The organism is Gordonia sp. (in: high G+C Gram-positive bacteria) (assembly GCF_052106715.1).
Lineage (GTDB): Bacteria > Actinomycetota > Actinomycetes > Mycobacteriales > Mycobacteriaceae > Gordonia.
Genome location: NZ_JBQEDL010000026.1, coordinates 13941 through 35501 on the forward strand (window position 1 = coordinate 13941; position 21561 = coordinate 35501).

Here is a 21561-nt window from a genome sequence, read left to right on the forward strand (position 1 = left end):
TACCCGCGGCCTCACGCACCTGCGCCGCCGCCGACCTCGGCGTCCGAGGAGGGACGCGAAGCGGGCAGAGTGAGCGAGCCGCTGTTGTTGAGCGTCAGGACGTACGGACGATCGGCGGCATACCGGATCACCGTGACCGATCCCGGGTCGACGACGATCCTCTGAAACGCGTCCAAGTGCATGCCGAGGGCGTCCGCGACGATGGATTTGATGACGTCTCCGTGCGAGCAGGCCAGCCACAGGCCGTTGCCGTCGTCGCCCGCGTAATCGCGGTCGAGTTCGCGCATCGCAGCCGTCGCCCTGCGGGACACGTCGCCCAGACCTTCGCCGCCGGGGAACACCGCGTGCGAGGGCTGGCGCTGAACGACCTTCCACAGCGGCTCGGAGACCAACTCGGTGAGTTTGCGTCCGCTCCACTCGCCGTAGTCGACCTCGGCGAGAGCGTCGACGGTCACCTCCGGAACGCTGTCGAGGTGGGTCACAAGCGGTGCGATGGTCTCGGCGCACCTCTGCAACGGGGATCGAGCCACCGCGCGTAGCCGCGGTACGGCGTCGCCGAGACGTTCGACGAGGTCGCGTGCCTGGGCGCGACCCTTCTCGTCGAGGGCTACGCCTGGGGTTCGTCCCGCCAGGACTCCGGAGGTGTTGGCCGTCGATCGTCCGTGTCGGACGAGGATCACCGTCATGGCGTTCAGGCTACGGCGTCGCCCTTGCCGACCATGCTCCGGTCACGGCGATCAGGTGGTGATGACGCCGGCGGTGAGCAGGATGAGCACCAGGAGGCCGAGCACGATGCGATAGCCGGCGAACCAGCCCAGAGAATGGCCGGAGACGAATTTGAGCAGCCACGCGATCGAGACGTACCCGAGGACGAATGCGATGAGAGTAGCCACGAAGATCTGCGGGCCGGAGGCGCTGACCCCGCTGCCGTCCGGCGAGAACGCGTCGGGCAGGCTGAACAGACCCGACGCGAGCACCGCCGGTATCGCGATGAGGAACGAGAACCGGAACGCCGCTTCGCGCTCCATCCCGAAGAACAGACCGGCGCTGGCGGTACCGCCGGATCGCGACACGCCCGGGATGAGCGCGAGGCACTGCGCCAGGCCCATGGCAACGGCGTCGCGCGGCTTCATCTGCTCGAGTGACTTGCCCGGTCGTTGGGCCGCGGTTATCTCAGCCGCCAGGAAGACGAACGAGAACGCGATGAGCATGATCGCCACCAGCCACAGGTTGCGTCCGGCCGTGCGGATCTCGTCCTTGAAGACGAATCCGAGGAGGCCGATGGGGATCGTGGCGAGAATCACGTACCAGCCGAGTCGATAGTCAAGACCACGGCGATCGGTGTTCCGCAGCCCCGCGAACCACGCCAGGATGATCCGCCAGATGTCTTTGGCGAAGTAGATCAGCACCGCCAGCTCGGTCCCGAGCTGTGTGACCGCGGTGAACGACGCGCCGGCATCCTGGCCGAACCATATCTGCGACACGATCCGCAGGTGTCCCGACGACGAGATCGGTAGGAACTCGGTCACGCCTTGCAGTGCGCCGAGCACCACGGCCTGCAGCCAACTCATCGTTTCGATCACGAACGTGGATGCTACCCATCGATCCTTGATTTTGAATGATCGCGCAAGATGGAGGCATGCGTGTGCGAACCAGATGGACGGCCGGACTGATGGCGGCGGCGGTAGGTCTCACCCTGGTGGCCTGCGGGTCGGATGCCGACGACTCGGACTCGTCCAAGCTCGATACTCTCCCGCCCGCGACTGCCGCCCAGTCGCCGACCGACACCGCGCGGCCGGTCGGCACAGTCGTGCCGCAGGCCGCCGCCACGGCGATCGCAGTCGCGGGTTCGACGGCCGCGGTGCTCGGCGCCGACGGGCGCACCGTCACTCTGCACACCGCACCCGGCGGTGAGCACACCGCCGCGCCGCGACCGATCCCTCTCCCGATCGACGGCGTCGTCGACGTGGTCGCCGTCGGCGATCACTTCTTGGCTGTGGGCCCGAAAGGCCTGGTGCGCATCGACGTCGACGGCCGGGCCGGACTGACCGACGTACCGATCGACGCCCCGCTGTCGTTGGCGGTAGACGGCGACAAGGTCCTCGTCGGTACGCAGAAGGGCGTCCTGCTCGTCCTGTCGATGAACGGTGAGCGCCTACACGAGTACGGCGGCTACGCCCGCGTCGACGACATCCTCGTCGCCCCCGATTCGGCGTCCGAGGTCTCCGGGCAGGTCAGTGTCCTCGACCGGGCTCAGTCCGCAGTGCTGCCGATCGACATCGACAACGGAGACCGCAAGGCCTCGCTCCGCGCAGGCAACGGCTCGACCAACGCCGTCGTCGATCGATTTGGCAGGATCATGGTGACCGGCACACGCGACGACGAGATCTATGCGTTCTTCGGCGAACCGATCATCATGCGGCTGCGCCATCCGACGCCTGCGAGCCCGTTCGCGCTCGCGTACGACGAGAAGCGGGACCTGCTCTGGGTGTCGTCGACGGCCGAGAACGAAGCGGTCGCCTACGACCTGTCGCGGGGCGACGCTCGCGAGCGCGGCCGTATCGCGACTGTCGGTCAAGTGACCGCGATGACGGTTGACCCGACGAGCGGACGCCTGCTGATCGCGTCGGGTCGCGGTGACGGGCTCCAGGCCGTCGCGCCGGATGTCGTCGCACCGTGACACTCTCCCGCGCGGACAGATCCTGCGACTCGCTGTTCTCGATGATCAGTGCCCCAGACCCGAAGGCGACACCATGCTGAGCACACTGAACCGACTGGCCTACCCCCTGCTCCGGACACTGATGTTCCTGATTCCGCCCGAACGCATCCATCGGATCATGGCTCGGTCGATCTCGGCGGCCGGCAGGCTCCCCGGTGTCCGGACGGTGCTGTCGCGAGTCTTCGCGAGAACAGATCCGGCGTTGCGCAGCACCGTGTTCGGCGTCGACTTCCCGGCACCTATCGGTCTGGCTGCGGGTTTCGACAAATCGGCCGAATGCGTCAACGCGTGGGGGCAGCTCGGATTCGGTTACGCCGAGATCGGAACGATCACCGGCCGGGCACAGCCCGGAAATCCGAGCCCGCGTCTGTTCCGTCTCCCCGCGGACCGCGCACTCATCAATCGGATGGGGTTCAACAATCCGGGCGCCGCCGCCGCCGCCGAGCGACTGTCACAGAACCGTCCTGGTCCGGTCCGGGCACCGATCGGTGCGAACATCGGAAAGACGAAGGTCGTTCCGCTCGACGGCGCGGTCGACGACTATCGACTCTCGGCGAGCCTGCTCGGACCGCTCGCGGACTTCGTCGTCGTGAACGTCAGTTCGCCGAACACTCCGGGACTGCGCGACCTGCAGGCCGTTGAGTCGTTGCGGCCGGTTCTAGCGGCCGTCCTCGACGTCGCCTCGGTCCCGGTGCTGGTGAAGATCGCACCGGACCTGTCCGACGACGACGTCGACGCGGTCGCCGACCTCGCTGTGGAACTCGGACTCGCGGGCATCGTGGCGACGAACACCACGATCGAGCGAGCGGGCCTCGCGACGCCGCGAGCCGACGTCGATGCGATGGGTGCCGGTGGTCTGTCCGGGCCACCCGTCGCGGACCGCTCGCTGGAGGTGCTCCGTCGCTTGTACACCCGCGTCGGCGGCCGGGTGGCGCTCGTCAGCGTCGGTGGCATCGAGACCGTCGACCAGGCATGGGAGCGCATCCGGGCAGGCGCAGACCTGCTACAGGTCTACACCGGCTTCATCTATGGCGGGCCGGTCTGGCTCCGCGAACTCAACGACGGTATCGCCGACCGCATACGCGCGCACGGCTTCTCCTCGCTGTCCGACGCGGTCGGCTCCGAAGCTCGCTGAAACCACTCGGTCGAGCGCAGCCAGTTGCCGCGCTACTCGCCCGGCAGCTCGAAGACGGCGGACAGCGTGCCACGAGCGATGGCGCGCGAGAACAGGTTGAATCCGAGGAATGCCGGACTCGACCCGTCGGGGAGTTCGAGTGAGGCCACGTCCACGGCGTGCACTGCGAAGATGTAGCGGTGCGGGCCGTGTCCGGGCGGCGGGCCTGCCCCGACGAACTGTGCGAGTCCGGCGTCGTTGACGAGGGTGACAGCCTCGGCCGGCAAGTCGCCCGAGTCCGGCGAGCCTGCGCCGGTCGGCAGCGACGTGGTGGTGGCCGGGATGTCGTACACGGCCCAATGCCAGAATCCGGACACCGTCGGCGCATCGGGGTCGTAGCAGGTCACGGCGAAGCTCTTGGTCTCCGCCGGGAAATCCGACCAGCTCAGGTGGGGTGACACGTCATCTCCGCCTGCACCGAAGATCCCAGACACCTGCGCCCTCGGCAGCGTCTGTCCTTCGGTGAAGTCGTTCGACGTCACGGTGATATCGGGCAACCTCGGGAGAACCGAGTATGGATCGAATGCGGTCACGATCGTCTCCTTTCGCCCTCCACAGGCACGGCCGAACGGGTCAGCAGTGATGGAGGAAATGCTCAAGAACCTTGGTACCGAACAGAATCGAGTCTACCGGCACCCGCTCGTCGACTCCGTGGAACAGGGCGGCGAAATCGAGTTCCGGTGGCAATTGCAGTGGTGCGAAACCGAAGCAGCGGATGCCGAGTCTGGCGAACGCCTTTGCGTCGGTGCCGCCCGACAGCATGTAGGGCACTGTCCGTCCGTCGGCGTCATGCGCGACGACGGCGTCGTTCATCGCGTCGACGAGGTGGCCGTCGAACGTCGTCTCGTAGGCGTCGAGGTGAGTGACCCACTCCCGGGTGATGTTGGGCCCGATGAGTTCGTCGATGGTCGCCTCGAACTCCTTCTGGCGGCCCGGAAGCACCCGACAGTCGATGACGGCCTCGGCCTGCTGTGGGATCACGTTGGCTTTATAACCGGCGGACAGCATCGTCGGGTTCGCGGTGTCGCGCAGCGTGGCGCCGACGATTCGCGCCAGATTGCCGATCTTGAAGAGCGCCGACTCGAGGTCGGGTGTCTCCGGGCTGAAGTCCAGCCCCGTCTCCTCTGAGAGCGCCTTCAGGAACTCCGAGACCGACTCGGTCATCACCAGCGGAAACTGGTGCGTACCGATCCGTGCGACAGCGGCTGCGATCTCCGTCACCGCGTTGTCTGTGTGCAGGAATGAGCCGTGCCCCGCAGTCGCGTTACACGTCAGCTTCATCCAGGCCAGGCCCTTTTCCGCAGTCTCCACGAGGTAGAGGCGACGGGTCCGGCCATCGGGACGGTCGACGGTCAACGAGAACCCACCGACCTCGCCGACCGCTTCGGTGACACCGTCGAAGAGTTCCGGGCGGTTCTTCACCAGCCACTGTGATCCCCAAGCGCCGCCGGCCTCCTCGTCGGCGAGGAACGCGAACATGAGATCGCGCGGGGGCACTGTGCCGTCGCGCTTGAACTGGCGAGCCAACGCCAGCACCATCCCCGCCATGTCCTTCATGTCGATGGCGCCCCGGCCCCAGATGTAGTCGTCTTGGACGGCGCCCGAGAACGGATGGACACTCCAGTCCTCGGCCTGGGCGGGAACGACGTCCAGGTGCGCGTGGATCAGGAGTGCTCCGCGTTCGCGATCGGCGCCCTCGAGCCGCGCGAACACATTCGCTCGACCGGGCATGCCCGACTCGACGTACTCGGTCGTGTAGCCGACCTCCTCCAACTGCTCCTGCACCCAGCGGGCGCAGTCGGCCTCCCCGACTGTCGTCTCCGGCACACCCGTGTTCGAGGTGTCGAACTGGATGAGGCGGCTGACGATGTCGACGACTTCTTCTGTTGCTTGAATCGGGGTCACGCCCTCAATTACTAGGCGATTTGGGATACCGGGGCAACCTTGGTTATTGTTGTCGGGCACGAGCGAAAAGCCCGTGCAACAACTGAATCGAGTCCGAGTGGCGGAATGGCAGACGCGCTAGCTTGAGGTGCTAGTGTCCTATTAACGGACGTGGGGGTTCAAGTCCCCCCTCGGACACCGAACACGATGAGTCGCGACAATCGTTCACAGACGATGTCGCGGCTCATCTTTCATTGATCTTCATTGATGCGCTGACGACGAGGGTGACCGTTGAGCGCATCTGTTGCCACGCACTCGATTTATCTAGTTATATTAGGTTTATGAGTTCAGCGTCGTCATCCCTCTCGCATCAGGCGTCCACCGGCGTTTCCGCCGACGGTCCGGTCCGGATCACAGATCGGGACGAACCACTCTATGCCGAGGACCTACTGGTAGGCGATGTGTACGAACTGGGAACGACCTGCGCGACGGAGGCCGAGATCATCGACTTCGCGCGTCGCTTCGACCCACTGCCGATCCACATCGATCCAACGGCGGCGGCCGCCGGACCCTTTGCGGGAATCATCGGCAGCGCGTCGCATTCGATGGCGCTCTACTCGAGCGTCGCGTCCGCAGTATTCGTGTCGCAATTGGCGTTGGTCGCAGGCAAGGGAGTTGAACGCCTACGCTTTCCCAATCCACTACGGCCGGACGCGGTGCTCACCGCAAGCATCGAGATCCTCGACGTCACCCCACGGTTCCGGGGTGAGGCGGCGACGACGGACCGCGCAGACCTGCGGTGCCGCGGACAGCTGACGGAGGCGGACGGACGTCCGGTCCTCACGATGGAGCCTCTTCAAGTCATCCGGTACCGAGTCCCTCAGCGCCGGGCATGACATGACGACAGACGGGACATGACGACAGACGGACTAGAGACCTAAAGCCCGGCCTCGTCGACGAGCTGCTCGGCGGCGAGCGCGGGAGTGAGCGAACCGTCGAGCACCGCGGCCTCGACGCCACGACGGACGGCCTGCACTCCGGGCGATGCGTCGATGCGATTGAGCACCGTCTCGCGCACCATCGTCCACATCCAGTCGACCTGCTGTTGGGCACGCCGACGAGCGAACTCCCCCGCCCCCGTCAATACGTCGCGGTGCTCCTCGACGGTCGCCCAGAATCGGTCGACGCCATTCTTCTCCATCGCACTCATCGTGAGGACCGGTGGCGTCCACAGCGCGTCGTGCGGATAGATGAATCCCAGTGCGTTCCGCAGTTCCCGCGCGGCACCGCGTGCCTCGGTCACATGCTTGCCATCAGCCTTATTGACCACGACGATCTCCGCGAGCTCCAGGACACCCTTCTTGATGCCCTGCAGTGAGTCGCCCGTCCGTGCCAACGTCAAGAAGGTGAACGTGTCCACCATGTTCGCGACGCTCACCTCCGACTGGCCGACACCGACGGTCTCGACGAGCACGACGTCGTAACCTGCGGCTTCGACGAGGACGATCGTTTCGCGGGTGGCTTTCGTGACGCCACCGAGGTTGCCGGACGTCGGCGACGGACGAATATACGCCTCCGGTGCGGCAGACAACTGCCCCATACGGGTCTTGTCGCCGAGAATCGACCCGCGGGTGCGCGTCGACGACGGGTCGACAGCGAGGACCGCCACCCGGTGCCCCTGCGAGATGAGGTGCATGCCGAGCGCTTCGATGGTCGTGGACTTGCCGACTCCGGGGACCCCGGTGATGCCGACCCGGAACGACTTCCCGGCGTGCGGCGTCACCTGCAACAGCAGCTTCTGCGCCGCATCGCGATGGTCCGGGCGGGTCGACTCGACGAGAGTGATCGCTCGCGCCAGATCCGCGCGACGCCCCGCCAGCACTCCTGCCGCCAGGGCATCGACGTCGATCGGGCGGCGCTGTGCCGCGCTCATAGGAGTCTCCTGATTCACTTGTCGCGCGGTGCCAGCTCCACGCCCAGCTTGTCGGCCAGCTTCTCGATCAGTCCGATCGCCGAATCGGCGATGACCGTACCGGGTGGGAAGATCGCCGCCGCGCCCGCCTCGTACAACTCGTCGAAGTCGCCCGGAGGTATCACGCCGCCGACGACGATCATGATGTCCTCACGACCGACTTCGGCGAGCGCCTCGCGGAGAGCAGGCACCAGCGTGAGGTGACCCGCAGCCAACGACGACACGCCGACGACGTGGACGTCGTTGTCGGCAGCCTGTGCCGCTACCTCTTCGGGCGTCGCGAACAAGGGGCCGACGTCGACATCGAATCCGAGGTCGGCGAACGCCGTCGCGATCACCTTCTGTCCGCGGTCGTGACCGTCCTGGCCCATCTTCGCGACGAGGACGCGCGGGCGCCTGCCCTCCGCGTCAGCGAAGGCGTCGACCACGGCCAGCGCTTCGTCGATGTTCGACACCGCATCACCCGCTTCGTTCTTGTAGACACCGCTGATCGTCTTGATCTCGGCCTGGTGGCGACCGAAGACCTTCTCCATCGCGTCAGAGATTTCGCCGCCGGTCGCGCCGGCCCGGGCCGCGTCGATGGCGAGGGCCATCAGGTTGTTGCTCAGATCGTTTCCGCCGGGTTCTGCGGCAGCGCGGGTCAGGTCGGCAAGTGCGGCGTCCGCCGCCGACTGGTCGCGCTCGGCGCGCAGCTTCTCCAGCTTCGCGATCTGCTCGGCGCGGACCTTCGAGTTCTCGACCTTGAGGACGTCGATTTCTTCGTCCTGTTCCGAGCGGTACTTGTTGACGCCGATGAGCGGCTGACGACCCGAGTCGATACGAGCCTGCGTGCGTGCGGCGGCCTCTTCGATACGGAGCTTCGGCAGCCCCTCCTCGATCGCCTTGGTCATACCGCCCGCCGCCTCGACCTCCTCGATGTGCGCACGAGCCTTCTGAGCCAACTGATGGGTGAGCCACTCGACATAGTTCGATCCCGCCCACGGATCGATCGGCGCAGTGGTGCCCGACTCCTGCTGCAGCAGCAGCTGCGTGTTGCGGGCGATGCGCGCCGAGAAGTCCGTCGGCAAGGCGATCGCCTCGTCGAGTGCGTTGGTGTGCAGCGACTGCGTGTGCCCCTGCGTCGCAGCCATCGCCTCGATGCAGGTACGGGCGACGTTGTTGTACGCATCCTGCGCGGTCAGCGACCATCCGGAGGTCTGCGAGTGGGTGCGCAGTGACAGGCTCTTCGGGTTCTTCGGCTCGAACTTGGCGACGAGCTCGCTCCAGAGGAGACGCGCTGCGCGAAGCTTGGCGACCTCCATGAAGAAATTCATTCCGATGCCCCAGAAGAACGACAGGCGCGGAGCGAACTTGTCGATGTCCAAGCCGGCCTCCAGGCCGGCGCGGATGTATTCGACGCCGTCCGCGAGCGTGTACGCGAGTTCCAGATCAGCGGTCGCACCCGCCTCCTGGATGTGGTAACCCGAGATCGAGATCGAGTTGAACTTCGGCATCTTGGTGCTCGTGTACGCGAAGATGTCGGAGATGATCCGCATCGACGGTGACGGCGGATAGATGTAGGTGTTGCGGACCATGAACTCTTTGAGGATGTCGTTCTGAATGGTCCCGGCGAGCTTCTCGGGCGGCACGCCCTGCTCTTCGGCGGCGACGACGTAGAGCGCGAGGATCGGGAGCACCGCACCGTTCATCGTCATCGACACCGACACGCCGCCCAGGTCGATGCCGTCGAACAGTTGGCGCATGTCGAGGATCGAGTCGATCGCGACACCGGCCATCCCGACGTCGCCTGCCACGCGCGGATGGTCGGAGTCGTAACCGCGGTGCGTCGCGAGGTCGAACGCGACCGACAGGCCCTTCTGACCGGCGGCCAGGTTACGGCGGTAGAAGGCGTTCGACTCGGCGGCCGTCGAGAAGCCCGCGTACTGGCGCACCGTCCACGGCTGGTTGACGTACATCGTCGGGTACGGCCCCCGGATGAACGGCGCCTCGCCCGGAATCGAGTCGAGCGGGTAGTCGCCGTCGGCGACCGCGTCGCGGTCCGCGCGCGTGTATACCGGACGGACCGCGATCTGTTCCGGTGTGTCCCAGGTGATCTGGTCGGCCGAGTAGCCGTGGGCGCTCGCCAGGCCCTCGGTGAGCTCGTCTCCGCGGCCTGCCGGAGCAGCGGACGTCGCCAACTCGACGTCGGCGAAGTTCGGAATCGTCGTGTCACTCATGTGCTCACGCTCCCGCAGTTGCAGTAGGGGCAGTGTCAGTGGTCGTCTCGAGTACCAGCGCGTCGAGTAGGTCGGTCAGGACCGAGACCGCGTCGATGCCGACCTTCAGGTGGCCGTCGATAGGCTCCGCGGCGGCCCATTCGCGTTCGGGGCCTGCGACCAGGAGTCGACGGACGCCCGCGGCGCGTGCCGCAGCGGCCGCCGCTGCCCCGTCGTCCGCGTAACGCGCCTTAGTGCCGCACAGGACGGCGACGTCGCTCGCGTTCGCTTCGACGGCTGCGCCGATCTCGGCGGGGGTCAACGGGCCGGGGTTGATCGCGTCGATGCCGCCCGCTGCGAGCAGATTCGCGATGAAGGTGGTTCGGCCGTTGTGCTCGGCGATCGGGCCGAGCGGGAGCATGAGCAGCCGGGGACGCGACGGGGCGGCGTCAGCGCGGTCGCGCAACGCCTCGAACCGGCGTGCGACACGCGCCAGGTTGGGAGCGGCGGTCGGCAGATCCTCCGTGTCGGCCGAGCCGTCGGCCAGCGCCGGCTCGCCGAGGTTCGGGAACTCGCTGACTCCGGTGACCGGCGCGGTACGGTGCGCGACGGCGTCCTCGCGAGCGGCGAGTGCCTGTGACACCTGGGCGGCGACATCGCCTGCGTCGAGCGAGGCCTGGTACCCGCCCTTGCGCTCGACGTCGGTGAACACGGCCCACGCTGCGGCCGCGAGGTCGGCGGTCAGTGATTCGACGTACCACGAGCCGCCTGCCGGGTCGAGGACACGACCCAGGTTCGACTCTTCGAGGAGAACCAACTGCGTGTTGCGAGCGATACGGCGAGTGAAGGAGGTGCGCGAGGTTCGCGAGTCAATCGGGATCGCGGCGTCGAAGGTGTGCACGGTGACCTGGTCGGCGCCACCGACACCTGCGCCGAACGCGGCGACGGTGCTGCGGAGCATGTTCACCCATGGATCTCGCTGGGTGAACATCGCGAGGTCGGTCACGGCGTGGGTCACGGCGGCACCGGACTCGGGCGCACCGAGCACCTCGGCGACGCGCGCCCAGAGAGTTCGGAGGGCACGGAGCTTCGCGATGCCTGCGAACTGGTCGTCGCCGATCGAGACGCCGAACGTGATCTGGCCGAGCGCGGCGGCCGTGTCGAGTCCGGCGGCGACCGCGTCGCGTATGTGGGCGACGGCGGCAGCGACGATCAGCCCCAGCTCCTGGGCGTTGGATGCCCCCGCCTGCGCGAAGTCGGTGCCGTCGACACGAAAGGTGCGAACGCCTGCCGGGGCTTCGGCGGCGAGGGCGGCAGCTTCGGGCATCGAGACGCTCGGGCGTCCGGAGAACGCCGCCGTGTAGGGGGACAGGCCGAGGCTGTGCGTGGTCGCGGCGGTGGTCGGGGCCTTCTCCGGGGCCGCAGGAGCCGACTCGAGGGCGGCGAGGAACGCGCGAGCCGCTGCGATCCCGTCCGCACCCGCATCGAGTGTCACCGGCATCAGATCGAGGTAGATCCCAGTGAGCACGGTCGAGAGGTCGTCGGTGCCCAGGCCGTCGCCGATGGCCAGCCATAGACCGCTGGTGCCATTGGCCGTCGCATCCAGGATCGACTCGTTGAGCGCGGATGCGTCCGTCTCTCCGGAGGCGTCGCCGAAGCGTTCGGTGACTCGCCACCCCTGAGTGACGTCGCGTGCCGGGTCGGCGCCGCGGATGAACGGGAACACGCCAGGCACGCCGGGCTCGTCTGCCTCGTCCTTGCGGGTGTAGAGCGGGCGGACTACGACGCCATCCCTCGTCGGGGTCGACAACAGCGACTCGGGGCTCTCGGACAACTCCTCCGGACTGACGCGTGCCGATTTGGCCAGCACACCGGCCGCCGCTGTCGTCCAGCGGTCGTACGCTTGGCTCAGTTCGGGATCCACCGGATTCTCACCTGCCGTCATGGGTCAGCAGCCTTCCGTCGTACGCGAGTAGGAACGTGACGCAAGCACCTTAACCGATCGATCGCTCGGCCACGGCACCAGCCTGTGACCTTCATCGTAAGATCAGTGTCGATGCGCCCTGATGCACACGGCCGAGAAGGCTTGACCGAAGTGGCCGTCGCACTCGAGGGTGCGCCGGTGCTCGACGGACCGTCCGAATCGGCGATCGACCGCCGTTCCGAGGTGACGCGGCGAGTCGCCGTCGGAGCCGTCGTCGTCCTCGCGCTGCTCGTCGGCGCGTATTTCGTTCCGTTGCCGTCGATCGCGCAAGCCCGTGAATGGTCCGACAGCCTCGGGGCGTGGTTTCCGTTGCTGTTCTTCGGCGTCTACGCCCTGGCGACGACGGCTCCGATCCCGCGGACACCGTTCACGGTGGCGGCGGGTGTGCTCTTCGGTCCGGCTCTCGGATTCGGTGGATCGTTGGCCGCCGCGACGGCCGCCGCGGCTGCCGCCTTCCTCCTCGCCCGCAGACTGGGCCGGGCGAGGGTCGCTCCCCTGCTCGCCAAGCCGATAGTGGCGACCATCGAGTATCGGTTGGCGCGACGCGGTTGGCTCGCCGTCGGCTCGCTGCGCCTGATCCCGGTCTGCCCTTTCGCGCTCGTCAACTACGTGTCAGGGCTCTCGGCCGTGCGACCTGCTCCTTACCTTCTCGCCTCGATCGCGGGTTCGGCCCCCGGTACGGCAGCCGTGGTGTTCCTCGCCGACGCATTGACCGGAGAGACACATCCGGCGATGGTGTTCGTGTCGGGCGGTCTGTTCACCATCGGATTGATCGGACTGATCGTCGACGCCCGACTTCCTGTCAATGACTGAGGCTTGCCCCAAGGTAATCAGGTCTCTATCCTTGATTTAGAGATATCAATGACTACGGCTTGATGATTCGAGGTGGTGATGTTCGTACTCACCGTCGACCAACGCGGCAGCCGAGCCGATCGCGACCGGGTCCCCGATGTGCTCGATCGGTACGCATCAGCCCGCACCGTCCGCCCGTTCGATCGCACCGCAGGCGATGAGGTCCAAGCCGTGTTCGACGCCGCGGACGAGGTCGCCGCGGTCGCCGTCGACCTCGCCGTCACCGGCAACTGGAGTGTCGGTCTCGGCGTCGGTGCCGTCGACCTGCCGCTGCCCGCAGCGACCCGCGCCGGCCGGGGTCAAGCGTTCGAAGCCGCCCGCGAAGCCGTCGAATCCGCGAAACACGACCGGCGCCGGATCCGGGTAATCGGAGCCTCCGACTGGGCCGCCCATGCCCAGACCGCCGCCGTTCTCCTCGTCGACATCCTCGCGAACCGTTCCGACGCAGGGCGCAACGCGGTGGACTTGATGCGGACAGGCGTTACTCAAGCGAGCGCGGCGCAACGCCTGGGCATCACGCCGCAGGCGATGTCCTCGCGCCTGGCCGCCGCCGGATGGGACCTGCAGCAGCCCGCCGAAGACCTCCTGGTGCGGCTCCTCACCGAAGCGGACGCGTCGTGATCGCCCCAGGATTCGCCACCGTGATCGTTCCGGCGCTCCTCATCATCGCGGTGCTCGTGTCGATCGTCGGCGCCGTCATACGGCACCGACTCGCCGCTGACACCACGATCACTGACCGCACGGTCCTCCTGGCCGACGGAGCGACCGCAGCCGTCAGTGCGCTCGTCCTGATCGTTGCGGCCGTCGTCGCGTGGGTAGCCGACCCGGTCGCCGAAGGGCCCCTCGCGATCACCGCCGCTCTCACAGTCGCCACCGCTGCGGCAACGGGGAGCAGTGTCGTCCGCCTCGTGTTGGCCGCAGGCGGGATTCCCACCCGCGCCGACAACCACGACGATCCGAGTGCCGACGAACCCGATCAGACTCCGCTGCGCGGCGGCCGGGTCATCGGCATGCTCGAACGGGCGAGCGTCGCCGCCTGCCTGCTCTTGGCATGGCCTGCGGGGCTCGCCGTGATTCTGGCGGTCAAGAGCCTGGCGCGGTTCTCCGAACTGCGAGCGCCGCGAGCGAGCGAACAGTTCATCCTCGGGACGTTCGCCTCGGTGATGTGGGCGTGCGGTGTCGCCGGGATAGGCTGGCTCGTCGCGCTGTGACGCGGCCCGTCACTGATCGGCCGCGTCCGGACCGACGGTCACGAAGTCGATGAGCTCTTCGACGCTCCGCAGCAACGGGACCTCGAGGTCGCGAAAACTCGATACGCCTGCCAGCACACGCCGCCATCCGTCGCGCGGCGTCCCCCAACCGAGCTCGTTGCAGACGCCGGTCTTCCAGTCCGTCCCCATCGGGATCGTCGGCCACGACGTGATGCCGACGGAGGTAGGCTTCACCGCCTCCCACACATCGATGTAGGGGTGCCCGCACACGAGTACGTTCTCGCCGACCTCGTCGGTCAGCTTGGCTTCCTTCGTGCCCGCGAGCAGATGGTCGACGAGGACTCCTGCCCGACGGTTCGACGCCGGCTCAAATTCGGCGAGCGCCTCGTCGAGATTGTCCAAGCCGTCCAGACTCACTACCACGACGCCTTCGGCGCGCAGGTCGTCGCCCCACACGCGTTCGAGAAGCGTGGCATCGTGCACGCCCTCGACGAAGATGCGGCTGGCGCGCGCGGTGCGAGCGCGCTGCTTGGGAAGCGCGCGTGAACCGGAGGCGGTCCGGATCGTCTCCGGCGCGTTGGGCCCCCGTCCCTTCGGCTTCACCAGCGTCACCGGCCGCCCGTCGATCAGGAACGCGGCCGGATACATCGTGAACACGCGGATTCTGCCGTGTCGGTCCTCCAGGCGCACCATGTCGCCGGAGTAACTGCGCTCCATACCGACCACTGCTCCGCAGAATCCGGTTGCAGCGTCCTCCACGACGAGGTCTGGCTCGGCCGCGACCTCGGGAGCCTTCGGCTTACTCTTACGCGGAGAGGCCAGCACGTCGCGGCCGTAACGATCGTCCATCACGGTCGACAACCCTAGGGCATGCGGGCAGGCCACCCGGTGAGGCGCTCCGCGTATCGTTGGCAGGCGATGACCACACCTGGAATCACGATGTTGCGGGCTTGGCCGACGTCGACTCTCGCAGTCTGGGCGGCGGCCCGAGACGCTCGCCGCTGTGCGCCCGACGACGTCTTGCACACGCTCTACGACTTCGCGCAGGCGCACGAACTCGACGGGATCGACGAGTCCGGGATCTCGAGTGCACTCGATCGACCCGATGGCCTCGGCCACCAGGCTCAGGGAGCGTTGGCTCTCCTCGATCTCCTGGCGCGCAATGCCCACCTCGCGGTCCGGATGCCTGCTCCCGGCGACGCGCAGGGCCTGCCGCCGGATCCACTGACCGACTCCGCGATGACCGCGGGCGAAGTCCTGCTGATCGATCCCCGACCCGCGGGCGCAGAGGGCCCCGTCGACGCCCTCGCGTTGATCGCGCGCGGCACCCCTGAACGCTGCCGGTGGTCGCTGACGCGGTCGCAGACACCGATCTCCGTCGACCGCCTGTCCGCGGACCTCCCGCTCGGCGAATTCGAATACGAACTGCGCGATGCGGTCGGCGAGGCCGCCCAGATCATCGCGCGGCTGTCCGGGGCGCGCGCGTCCTCGCCCGCCGACCTGCGGGACGCACTCGCCGGGATGACGCAGGCGCGACGTGTCAACCTTCCCCCGCACGACAATCCGCGAGTGGATCGAGTGCTCGCCTCGGCAGCGCAGATCGACGCCATCGTCGCGCTGGCAGGCACCCCGTCGGTGGGGGTGACCGGGACACAACACGATCTCGCGGACGAACGACTCCGCAGCCTCACCGCGCTGACGCGCACGGCACGCACCGCTGCCATCAACACGTGCATCGTCGACTACCGGCGGTCACACAGAAGCTGACCGGGTCACGCAGAAGCTGATTGGGCGGCCACTGAACGGACCGGCCGCTTGACCGGGACGCAACAGTCGGGCCGACAGATGCCGCCGTTCTCGCCGCACCCCATCGCGGTGACGTCGCCACCACCGTCCGCGTACCGCTCGATCAGGTCGGCGACCATCGACACGAACCGTGCGGACGTACCCGCGGTCGCCGTCCGGACGTACTGCATCCCGAGTTCGTCAGCGACCTCCGCGGCCTCGGTGTCGAGGTCCCACACCACTTCGAGATGGTCGGAGATGAACCCGATCGGACATACCACCACACGCGACACCCCGTCCGCAGACAGCTCCCGCAGATGGTCGCAGATATCGGGGGCGAGCCACGGTACCTGCGGCGGGCCGGACCGCGACTGCCAGACGACGTCGAACTCGTCGACGCCCACCAGTCCAGCGACGGCCGCGGACGCATCGGCGACCTGCCGTGAGTACAGACGACCGCCGTCCGCGGCAGGTCCTGCCGCCCGATCGGCCGACTCCGGGATGGAATGCGCCGTGAACACGAGGCGGGGACGCGGACCGTCCGCGAACTCGTCCACAGCGGCGCGCACACTGTCGGCGACGGCGCCCCGAAACTCGGGTTCGTCGCAGAACTGCGGCAGCTTGCGGAGCACGACGCCAGTTCCCGACACCGCAGCGAAGGCCTTCTCGATGTCCTCGTGATACTGCCGACAGCCGGAGTACCCGCCCCACGCCGAGGTCGGAAACACGAGGATGCGGCGATGCCCGCCGTCCACCATCTTCGACAGCGTGTCGGCAGCGAACGGATGCCAGTTCCGGTTGCCGAAATAGATCGGCAACTCCGACCGTCCTCGCCCATCGAGTTCGGTACGCAGCGCGTCGATCATGTCCAGATTCAACTGGTTGATCGGCGACACCCCACCGAAATGCAGATAGTGCTCCACCACGGCGTCGAGCCGTTCCGGAGGCACTCCCCGACCACGTGTCACGTTCTCCAGAAACGGTCGGACGTCGGCGGGTTCGTCCGGCCCGCCGAACGAGAGGAACAGGACCGCGTCGAACGGCGCGCCTCCCGTACTCTCATCTTCTCCGAACATGTCAGGAGAGGAAATTGTCCGGGAACCAGGTGTTGTGGCTCGCGCCACCGTCGACGTAGACGATCGAACCGGTGGTCGCGGGCAGGTAGTCCGAGAGCAGCGTGCACACACTGGTGCCGACCACGCCCGGGTCGTCGACGTTCCAGCCGATCGGCGACGCGCCGTCCCAGTACTCGTTGAGCATGTTCAACTTCTTGGCGTCGTCGGTGGCGGTTCCCGAGATGGCCTTCGCCGCCAACGTCTTGATCGGACCGGCAGCCACCAGGTTGGAACGGACCCGCTTGGCCTCGCCGACCTCGCGGGCGACGTAGCGGTTGACCGACTCGAGGGCCGCCTTGGCCACGCCCATCCAGTTGTAGTCCGGCAGCGCGGTACGTGGATCGAAGTCCATCCCGACGATCGCACCGCCCTCGTTCATGACGGGAAGCGCTGCGCGAGCGAGCGACGCGTAGCTCCACGCGGAGATCTCGAACGACCGAGCGACGTCGGGGCCCGGTCCCTCCAGGAACGGCACGGCATCGGGTCCCATGAGGGTCTTCGGTGCGAACGCGATCGAGTGCACGAGTCCGTCGATGCCCTGCGGAGCGAGTTCGCGAATCGCGCCGGCCAACGCACCGAGGCTCTCCTCATCGGTGACGTCGAGCCCGATGGCAGGCGGCACCTCCTGCGGGAGACGCTTGGCGATGCGGTCGATGAGACGCAGACGCTCGGGGATGCCGGTGATGATCACCGTGGCGCCCTGCTCCTGCGCGACCTTCGCGGTGTGGAACGCGATCGATGCGTCGGTGATGATGCCGGTGACGAGAACCGTCTTGCCGTCGAGAATGCCGGTCACGGAGTGCTCCTACTCGAGAGATTGGTAAGGGTGGACGGGGGCTCGGCTCAGTGGCCCATGCCCATGCCGCCGTCGACGGGCAGCACCGCGCCGCTGATGTAGCCGCCCTCGTCGGAGGCCAGGAAGCTGATGGCGGCCGCGACGTCCTCGGGCTTGCCGGTGCGACCGAGTGGGATCGCCTGCTTCGCCATCTCGATGTATCGGTCCTCCATCCCAGCGGTCATATCTGTGTCGATGAATCCGGGCGCGACCACGTTGGCGGTGATGTTGCGCGACCCGAGCTCGCGGGCGATGGATCGTGCCATCCCGATCAGTCCGGCCTTGGACGCCGCGTAGTTCGCCTGGCCGGGGACCCCGGACATCGCGACCACGGACCCCAGGAAGATCATCCGGCCGAACTTCGCACGCTGCATCCCCTTGGTCGCGACCTTCGCACAACGGAATGCACCCGTCAGGTTCGCGTCGATGACGTTGGTGAAGCTCTCCTCGGACAGTCGCATCAGCAGCATGTTGTCGTCGATGCCCGCGTTGCAGACGAGGACCTCGACCGGCCCCTGGTGCTCAGCGACCTCAGCGAAGGCGCGTTCTACCGAAGCGGTGTCGGTGACGTCGCACTGCACGCCGAACAGGCCGTCCGGAACGCCCGAACCGCGGTGGGTCACCGCGACCTTGTGTCCGTCTGCCGTCAGCCGACGCGCGACGGCCAACCCGATGCCGCGGTTGCCGCCCGTCACGAGGACCGAACGAGGGGTCTGCTCGGGAATCTGTGTCGTCTCTGCCATGGTTGATCAACCTATCTCAGGGCGAACGCTGCTGCGAACGCGGTCTCTGCGACTGCTGCCGGGAAAACGGCTCGATCGATCACGGGAGCCTGCGGTTGAGCAGGAGCGCAGCCATCGCTCCCACGACCGCGAGCAGTGTCCCGGCCAGCAGCCAGGGCCGCGAGTTGTCGCCACGTTCCTTCTCGTAGCCGATCTGCTTCTGCAGGGTGTCGTACACCTTGTTGAGTTCGTCCAGGCTGGACGCCGTGAAGAAGTCGCCGTGCGACAGATTCGCGATGGTGCGCAGCGACTCGTCGTCGACCGGAACCCCGACACGTTCGACACCGCCGCCGGGTGCCTCGATGTCGACGGTCCCGTGCAAGGTGCCGAACGAGATCGTCGACACCGGGATCTCCTCCTCCTTCGCCTTGCGTGCCGCGGTGAACGCGCCCCGCGGGTCGTCGGGGCTCTGCGGAACGGTCTGCTTGCCGTCCGAGAGCAGCACGATCCGAGCGGGCGGTGCGGCGTCGTCTCCGCCGAGCGCTGCATTGAGCGTCTGAACCAGTTGCAGGCCGGCGAAGATGCCTTCGCCGGTCGCGGTCTTCTCGGCGAGTCTCAGATTGTCGAGCGCTGACTTCGTCCGATCGTGGTCCGGTGTCGGCGAGACGAGCGTGGACGCAGTGCCGGCGTACGAGACCAGACCGAGGTTGATTCCGTCGGTCAGTTCGTCGGCGAACCGCTTGCCTGCCGCTTGAGCGGCCTGCAGTCGCGACGGAGCAACATCGGTCGCCTTCATCGACTGCGAGACGTCGACGACGAGGACGACGGTCGCGCGGTTGCGTGCCACCTCGCGTTCGGCGATCGGTCCGGAGAGCGCGACCGTCAACAGCAGCAGTCCGACGGCGAGGATCGCGAACGGAACATGCCGGAAGCGGTCCGACTTCGCCGGGGCGACCGACTTGAGGACGTCCATGTTCGAGAACGCGAGCGCGCGCGCCTTGCGTTTGCGCAGCACGTACACGTAAACGCCGACGAGTGCGACGACGAGCAGGATCGAGAACAGCCACCACGGGTGGGCGAACCAGTCGCTCATCGGGCCACCCCCGCCGCCATTCCGCGTCGTCGTTCGCCGACGAACCGCACGGTGTCGGCGATCCAGTCGCGGTCGGTGCGCAGCGACATGACGGGTCCGCCGCTCCCCCGGAACTCGCTATGCACCTGCTCGCGGTGCACACGGGCCGCGGCGGCGAAGTCGGCACGCAATTGCGGTGTGGCGTCGACGTCGAGCAGTTCACCGGTCTCGGCGTCGCGCAACGTCAGTTGGCCGACATCGGGGATCTCCATGTCACGTGGGTCGAGGACCTCGACACCGAGGAGTTCGTGATGAGCGCCGATCGCACGCAGCGATCGGGTCCAGTCGAGTGGGCCGAGGAAGTCACTGACGACCACGGCGAGCCCGCGCCTGCGCAGGGGACGTCGTAGCGCCTCCAAACCTGCGTTGAGGTCGCCGCGAACACCTGGCGCACTGCGCTCGGTGGTCGCCACCGCCTTGAGGAGCGCACGGTCGTGCGCTCGGCCCGCACGTGCGGGGATACGGACGATGTCGTCACCGGTCACGACGATCGCCCCGTGCCGGTTGCCGCCGCCGGCAGTCAGGTGTACGAGCGCAGCACACGCCGCGACCGCGAGATCCCGTTTGGTCCGGTCGCCGGAGCCGAAATCCAGACTGGCCGACGCATCGACGACGAACCACGTCTCGAGTTCACGGTCGGCGATCATCTGACGTACGTGGGGTGTCGACGTCCGCGCCGTCACCGACCATTCCATGCGGCGGATGTCGTCGCCCGGCTGGTACGGACGTGCTTCGCCCGGTTCCGATCCCGGACCCGGGATCAGGCCGAGGTGTTCGCCCTGGAGGACTCCGTCGAGCTTGCGCCGCACGGTCAACTCGAGGGACTTGAGCGCCGCCGTCAGCTGTGGATCGTTGAGGGTCCCCTCGTGAAAGGACGGGTAGCCGCTAGCGCCCGGCATGACCCTGCTGATCCGCACCGTTCGCCGCTGGTGCCTGTTGCTGTTGTTGCGGGGCCTGCTGCGGCACTGCCTGCTGCGGTTGTCCGACCGGGGTGGCGCTCACCTGCGGCAGCCCGACGGTCTGCAGGATCCGGGTGATGATGTGGTCGGTGGTGACCTCGTCGGCCAGTGCGTCGTAGCTGAGCACCAAACGGTGCCGCAGCACGTCCGGGATCACTTCGACGACGTCCTGCGGGACCACGTAGTCACGTCCGTGGATCAACGCGAGTGCACGGGCCGCGGCGACGATGCCGAGTGTCGCGCGGGGCGACGCGCCGTATGCCAGCCACTGCTCCACCTCGGTGAGACCGACTTCCACGGGTCGTCGCGTCGCGTTGATGACGCGGACCACGTAGTCGACGAGCGCGTGGTGGACGAATACGTTCGCGGCCTTCGCCTGCAGGAGCTTGGTGGTCTCGGGGTCGAGGATCTCCGTGGCCGACGGCGGGATGTTGCCCATCCGGTAGACGATCTCGCGTTCCTCCTCGACCGTCGGGTAGTCGACGATCACCTTGAACAGGAAGCGGTCGCGCTGAGCTTCGGGGAGCGGGTAGACGCCCTCGTTCTCGATCGGGTTCTGAGTGGCCATCACCAGGAACGGCTCCGGCATCGGGTATGTCGTACCGCCGATGGACACGTGCCGCTCCGCCATCACTTCCAGCAGGGCCGACTGCACCTTCGCCGGTGCTCGGTTGATCTCGTCGGCGAGCAGGAAGTTCGCGACGACCGGGCCGAGCTCAGTATCGAACTCCTCACGGCCTTGGCGGTAGATGCGCGTACCGATCAGGTCGGTCGGCACGAGATCAGGGGTGAATTGCACGCGCGAGAAGCTGCCGCCGATCACCGTGGCGAACGTTTCGACTGCGAGGGTCTTAGCGACGCCTGGCACGCCCTCGAGCAGGATGTGGCCCTTGGCGAGGAGTCCGACGAGGATGCGCTCGACCAGTTTGTCTTGTCCGACGATCACGCGCTTGACCTCGTACATCGCGCGTTCGAGTACCTTCGAGTCCTCGGCGGTGAGTACCAGGTCCGGACTGTCCGTT

The 21561-nt window shown here is 67.2% G+C and carries 21 protein-coding genes and 1 tRNA gene; 8 read left to right on the top strand and 14 right to left on the bottom strand.

Annotation, left to right across the window (positions count from 1 at the left end; translation table 11 throughout):
• Positions 1 to 11: 11 nt before the first annotated feature.
• A complete protein-coding gene (locus ACTIMF_RS13515) occupies positions 12 to 686 on the bottom strand; it encodes an MSMEG_4193 family putative phosphomutase (protein WP_442350815.1) in 675 nt (224 codons plus the stop codon).
• 51 nt (positions 687 to 737) lie between these two features.
• Positions 738 to 1583, bottom strand: coding sequence for an undecaprenyl-diphosphate phosphatase (locus ACTIMF_RS13520; RefSeq protein ID WP_442350816.1), 846 nt, complete (start codon positions 1581 to 1583; stop codon positions 738 to 740).
• A gap of 56 nt (positions 1584 to 1639) precedes the next feature.
• Here ACTIMF_RS13520 and ACTIMF_RS13525 point away from each other — a divergent pair, with 56 nt between their 5' ends.
• Entirely contained in the window at positions 1640 to 2680 is a 1041-nt protein-coding gene (locus tag ACTIMF_RS13525; protein WP_442350817.1) for a YncE family protein, read from the top strand.
• A 73-nt stretch (positions 2681 to 2753) separates the two neighbouring features.
• Positions 2754 to 3854, top strand: a complete 1101-nt coding sequence (locus ACTIMF_RS13530; protein WP_442350818.1) for a quinone-dependent dihydroorotate dehydrogenase — start codon at positions 2754 to 2756, stop codon at positions 3852 to 3854.
• 32 nt (positions 3855 to 3886) lie between these two features.
• On the opposite strand, the gene ACTIMF_RS13535 is transcribed toward ACTIMF_RS13530, so the two are convergent.
• Both ACTIMF_RS13535 and ACTIMF_RS13540 read right to left on the bottom strand, forming a co-directional pair.
• Positions 3887 to 4426: a YbhB/YbcL family Raf kinase inhibitor-like protein gene (locus ACTIMF_RS13535; protein ID WP_442350819.1), complete on the bottom strand. Its 540-nt coding sequence runs from the start codon at positions 4424 to 4426 to the stop codon at positions 3887 to 3889.
• 40 nt (positions 4427 to 4466) lie between these two features.
• Complete coding sequence (locus ACTIMF_RS13540) at positions 4467 to 5798, bottom strand: M20/M25/M40 family metallo-hydrolase (RefSeq protein WP_442350820.1); 1332 nt, start codon at positions 5796 to 5798, stop codon at positions 4467 to 4469.
• 91 nt (positions 5799 to 5889) lie between these two features.
• Here ACTIMF_RS13540 and ACTIMF_RS13545 point away from each other — a divergent pair.
• Positions 5890 to 5975 (top strand) — tRNA-Leu (locus ACTIMF_RS13545).
• Between the two features lie 143 nt (positions 5976 to 6118).
• The gene (locus ACTIMF_RS13550; RefSeq protein ID WP_442350821.1) at positions 6119 to 6673 is read left to right on the top strand and encodes a MaoC/PaaZ C-terminal domain-containing protein; all 555 of its coding nucleotides are present in this window, start codon (positions 6119 to 6121) and stop codon (positions 6671 to 6673) included.
• Positions 6674 to 6714: 41 nt separating this feature from the next.
• Here the strand turns inward: ACTIMF_RS13550 and meaB are convergent, their stop codons facing one another.
• Genes meaB through ACTIMF_RS13565 form a run of 3 tightly spaced genes read right to left on the bottom strand, consistent with a single transcriptional unit; the run spans position 6715 to position 11889 of the window.
• Positions 6715 to 7710, bottom strand: a complete 996-nt coding sequence (gene meaB, locus ACTIMF_RS13555; RefSeq protein WP_442350822.1) for a methylmalonyl Co-A mutase-associated GTPase MeaB — start codon at positions 7708 to 7710, stop codon at positions 6715 to 6717.
• 14 nt (positions 7711 to 7724) lie between these two features.
• Entirely contained in the window at positions 7725 to 9965 is a 2241-nt protein-coding gene (scpA, locus tag ACTIMF_RS13560) for a methylmalonyl-CoA mutase (RefSeq protein ID WP_442350823.1), read from the bottom strand.
• A 4-nt stretch (positions 9966 to 9969) separates the two neighbouring features.
• On the bottom strand, positions 9970 to 11889 hold the full coding sequence (locus tag ACTIMF_RS13565) for a methylmalonyl-CoA mutase family protein (RefSeq protein ID WP_442350824.1): 1920 nt from the start codon (positions 11887 to 11889) through the stop codon (positions 9970 to 9972).
• A 111-nt stretch (positions 11890 to 12000) separates the two neighbouring features.
• Here ACTIMF_RS13565 and ACTIMF_RS13570 point away from each other — a divergent pair, with 111 nt between their 5' ends.
• From ACTIMF_RS13570 to ACTIMF_RS13580, 3 genes are all read left to right on the top strand, one after another.
• Positions 12001 to 12741, top strand: coding sequence for a TVP38/TMEM64 family protein (locus tag ACTIMF_RS13570; protein ID WP_442350825.1), 741 nt, complete (start codon positions 12001 to 12003; stop codon positions 12739 to 12741).
• 78 nt (positions 12742 to 12819) lie between these two features.
• On the top strand, positions 12820 to 13401 hold the full coding sequence (locus ACTIMF_RS13575) for a hypothetical protein (protein ID WP_442350826.1): 582 nt from the start codon (positions 12820 to 12822) through the stop codon (positions 13399 to 13401).
• Positions 13398 to 13991 carry a hypothetical protein gene (locus ACTIMF_RS13580; protein WP_442350827.1) on the top strand — a complete coding sequence of 198 codons (594 nt, stop codon included), beginning with the start codon at positions 13398 to 13400 and terminating at the stop codon, positions 13989 to 13991. The genes ACTIMF_RS13575 and ACTIMF_RS13580 overlap by 4 nt, the downstream gene beginning before the upstream one ends.
• A gap of 9 nt (positions 13992 to 14000) precedes the next feature.
• On the opposite strand, the gene ACTIMF_RS13585 is transcribed toward ACTIMF_RS13580, so the two are convergent.
• Positions 14001 to 14840, bottom strand: a complete 840-nt coding sequence (locus tag ACTIMF_RS13585) for a DUF3097 domain-containing protein (protein ID WP_442350855.1) — start codon at positions 14838 to 14840, stop codon at positions 14001 to 14003.
• A 69-nt stretch (positions 14841 to 14909) separates the two neighbouring features.
• Between ACTIMF_RS13585 and ACTIMF_RS13590 the strand changes: the two genes are divergently transcribed.
• Entirely contained in the window at positions 14910 to 15758 is an 849-nt protein-coding gene (locus ACTIMF_RS13590) for a serine/threonine protein kinase (protein ID WP_442350828.1), read from the top strand.
• 5 nt (positions 15759 to 15763) lie between these two features.
• Here the strand turns inward: ACTIMF_RS13590 and ACTIMF_RS13595 are convergent, their stop codons facing one another.
• The 6 genes from ACTIMF_RS13595 to ACTIMF_RS13620 form a co-directional block, all read right to left on the bottom strand.
• Entirely contained in the window at positions 15764 to 16852 is a 1089-nt protein-coding gene (locus tag ACTIMF_RS13595) for a ferrochelatase (RefSeq protein WP_442350829.1), read from the bottom strand.
• 1 nt (position 16853) lies between these two features.
• Positions 16854 to 17687 (bottom strand): NADH-dependent enoyl-ACP reductase InhA, encoded by an 834-nt coding sequence (inhA, locus tag ACTIMF_RS13600; protein WP_442350830.1) that lies wholly within the window; start codon positions 17685 to 17687, stop codon positions 16854 to 16856.
• A gap of 47 nt (positions 17688 to 17734) precedes the next feature.
• Positions 17735 to 18469, bottom strand: coding sequence for a 3-oxoacyl-ACP reductase FabG1 (gene fabG1, locus ACTIMF_RS13605; protein WP_442350831.1), 735 nt, complete (start codon positions 18467 to 18469; stop codon positions 17735 to 17737).
• A 79-nt stretch (positions 18470 to 18548) separates the two neighbouring features.
• Positions 18549 to 19541: a VWA domain-containing protein gene (locus ACTIMF_RS13610; RefSeq protein ID WP_442350832.1), complete on the bottom strand. Its 993-nt coding sequence runs from the start codon at positions 19539 to 19541 to the stop codon at positions 18549 to 18551.
• On the bottom strand, positions 19538 to 20479 hold the full coding sequence (locus tag ACTIMF_RS13615) for a DUF58 domain-containing protein (protein ID WP_442350833.1): 942 nt from the start codon (positions 20477 to 20479) through the stop codon (positions 19538 to 19540). Before ACTIMF_RS13615 ends, ACTIMF_RS13610 begins: the two co-directional genes overlap by 4 nt.
• Positions 20466 to 21545: an AAA family ATPase gene (locus ACTIMF_RS13620; protein ID WP_442350856.1), complete on the bottom strand. Its 1080-nt coding sequence runs from the start codon at positions 21543 to 21545 to the stop codon at positions 20466 to 20468. Before ACTIMF_RS13620 ends, ACTIMF_RS13615 begins: the two co-directional genes overlap by 14 nt.
• Positions 21546 to 21561: the final 16 nt, after the last annotated feature.

Coding starts and splice junctions, on each gene's coding strand:
- fabG1 (WP_442350831.1), bottom strand. CDS start 18,469: ATGGCAGAGACGACACAGATTCCCGAGCAGACCCCTCGTTCGGTCCTC.
- ACTIMF_RS13610 (WP_442350832.1), bottom strand. CDS start 19,541: ATGAGCGACTGGTTCGCCCACCCGTGGTGGCTGTTCTCGATCCTGCTC.
- ACTIMF_RS13530 (WP_442350818.1), top strand. CDS start 2,754: ATGCTGAGCACACTGAACCGACTGGCCTACCCCCTGCTCCGGACACTG.
- ACTIMF_RS13515 (WP_442350815.1), bottom strand. CDS start 686: ATGACGGTGATCCTCGTCCGACACGGACGATCGACGGCCAACACCTCC.
- ACTIMF_RS13595 (WP_442350829.1), bottom strand. CDS start 16,852: ATGTTCGGAGAAGATGAGAGTACGGGAGGCGCGCCGTTCGACGCGGTC.
- ACTIMF_RS13615 (WP_442350833.1), bottom strand. CDS start 20,479: ATGCCGGGCGCTAGCGGCTACCCGTCCTTTCACGAGGGGACCCTCAAC.
- ACTIMF_RS13565 (WP_442350824.1), bottom strand. CDS start 11,889: ATGACGGCAGGTGAGAATCCGGTGGATCCCGAACTGAGCCAAGCGTAC.
- ACTIMF_RS13575 (WP_442350826.1), top strand. CDS start 12,820: ATGTTCGTACTCACCGTCGACCAACGCGGCAGCCGAGCCGATCGCGAC.
- ACTIMF_RS13585 (WP_442350855.1), bottom strand. CDS start 14,840: ATGGACGATCGTTACGGCCGCGACGTGCTGGCCTCTCCGCGTAAGAGT.
- ACTIMF_RS13590 (WP_442350828.1), top strand. CDS start 14,910: ATGACCACACCTGGAATCACGATGTTGCGGGCTTGGCCGACGTCGACT.
- meaB (WP_442350822.1), bottom strand. CDS start 7,710: ATGAGCGCGGCACAGCGCCGCCCGATCGACGTCGATGCCCTGGCGGCA.
- ACTIMF_RS13570 (WP_442350825.1), top strand. CDS start 12,001: ATGCGCCCTGATGCACACGGCCGAGAAGGCTTGACCGAAGTGGCCGTC.
- ACTIMF_RS13525 (WP_442350817.1), top strand. CDS start 1,640: ATGCGTGTGCGAACCAGATGGACGGCCGGACTGATGGCGGCGGCGGTA.
- scpA (WP_442350823.1), bottom strand. CDS start 9,965: ATGAGTGACACGACGATTCCGAACTTCGCCGACGTCGAGTTGGCGACG.
- ACTIMF_RS13550 (WP_442350821.1), top strand. CDS start 6,119: ATGAGTTCAGCGTCGTCATCCCTCTCGCATCAGGCGTCCACCGGCGTT.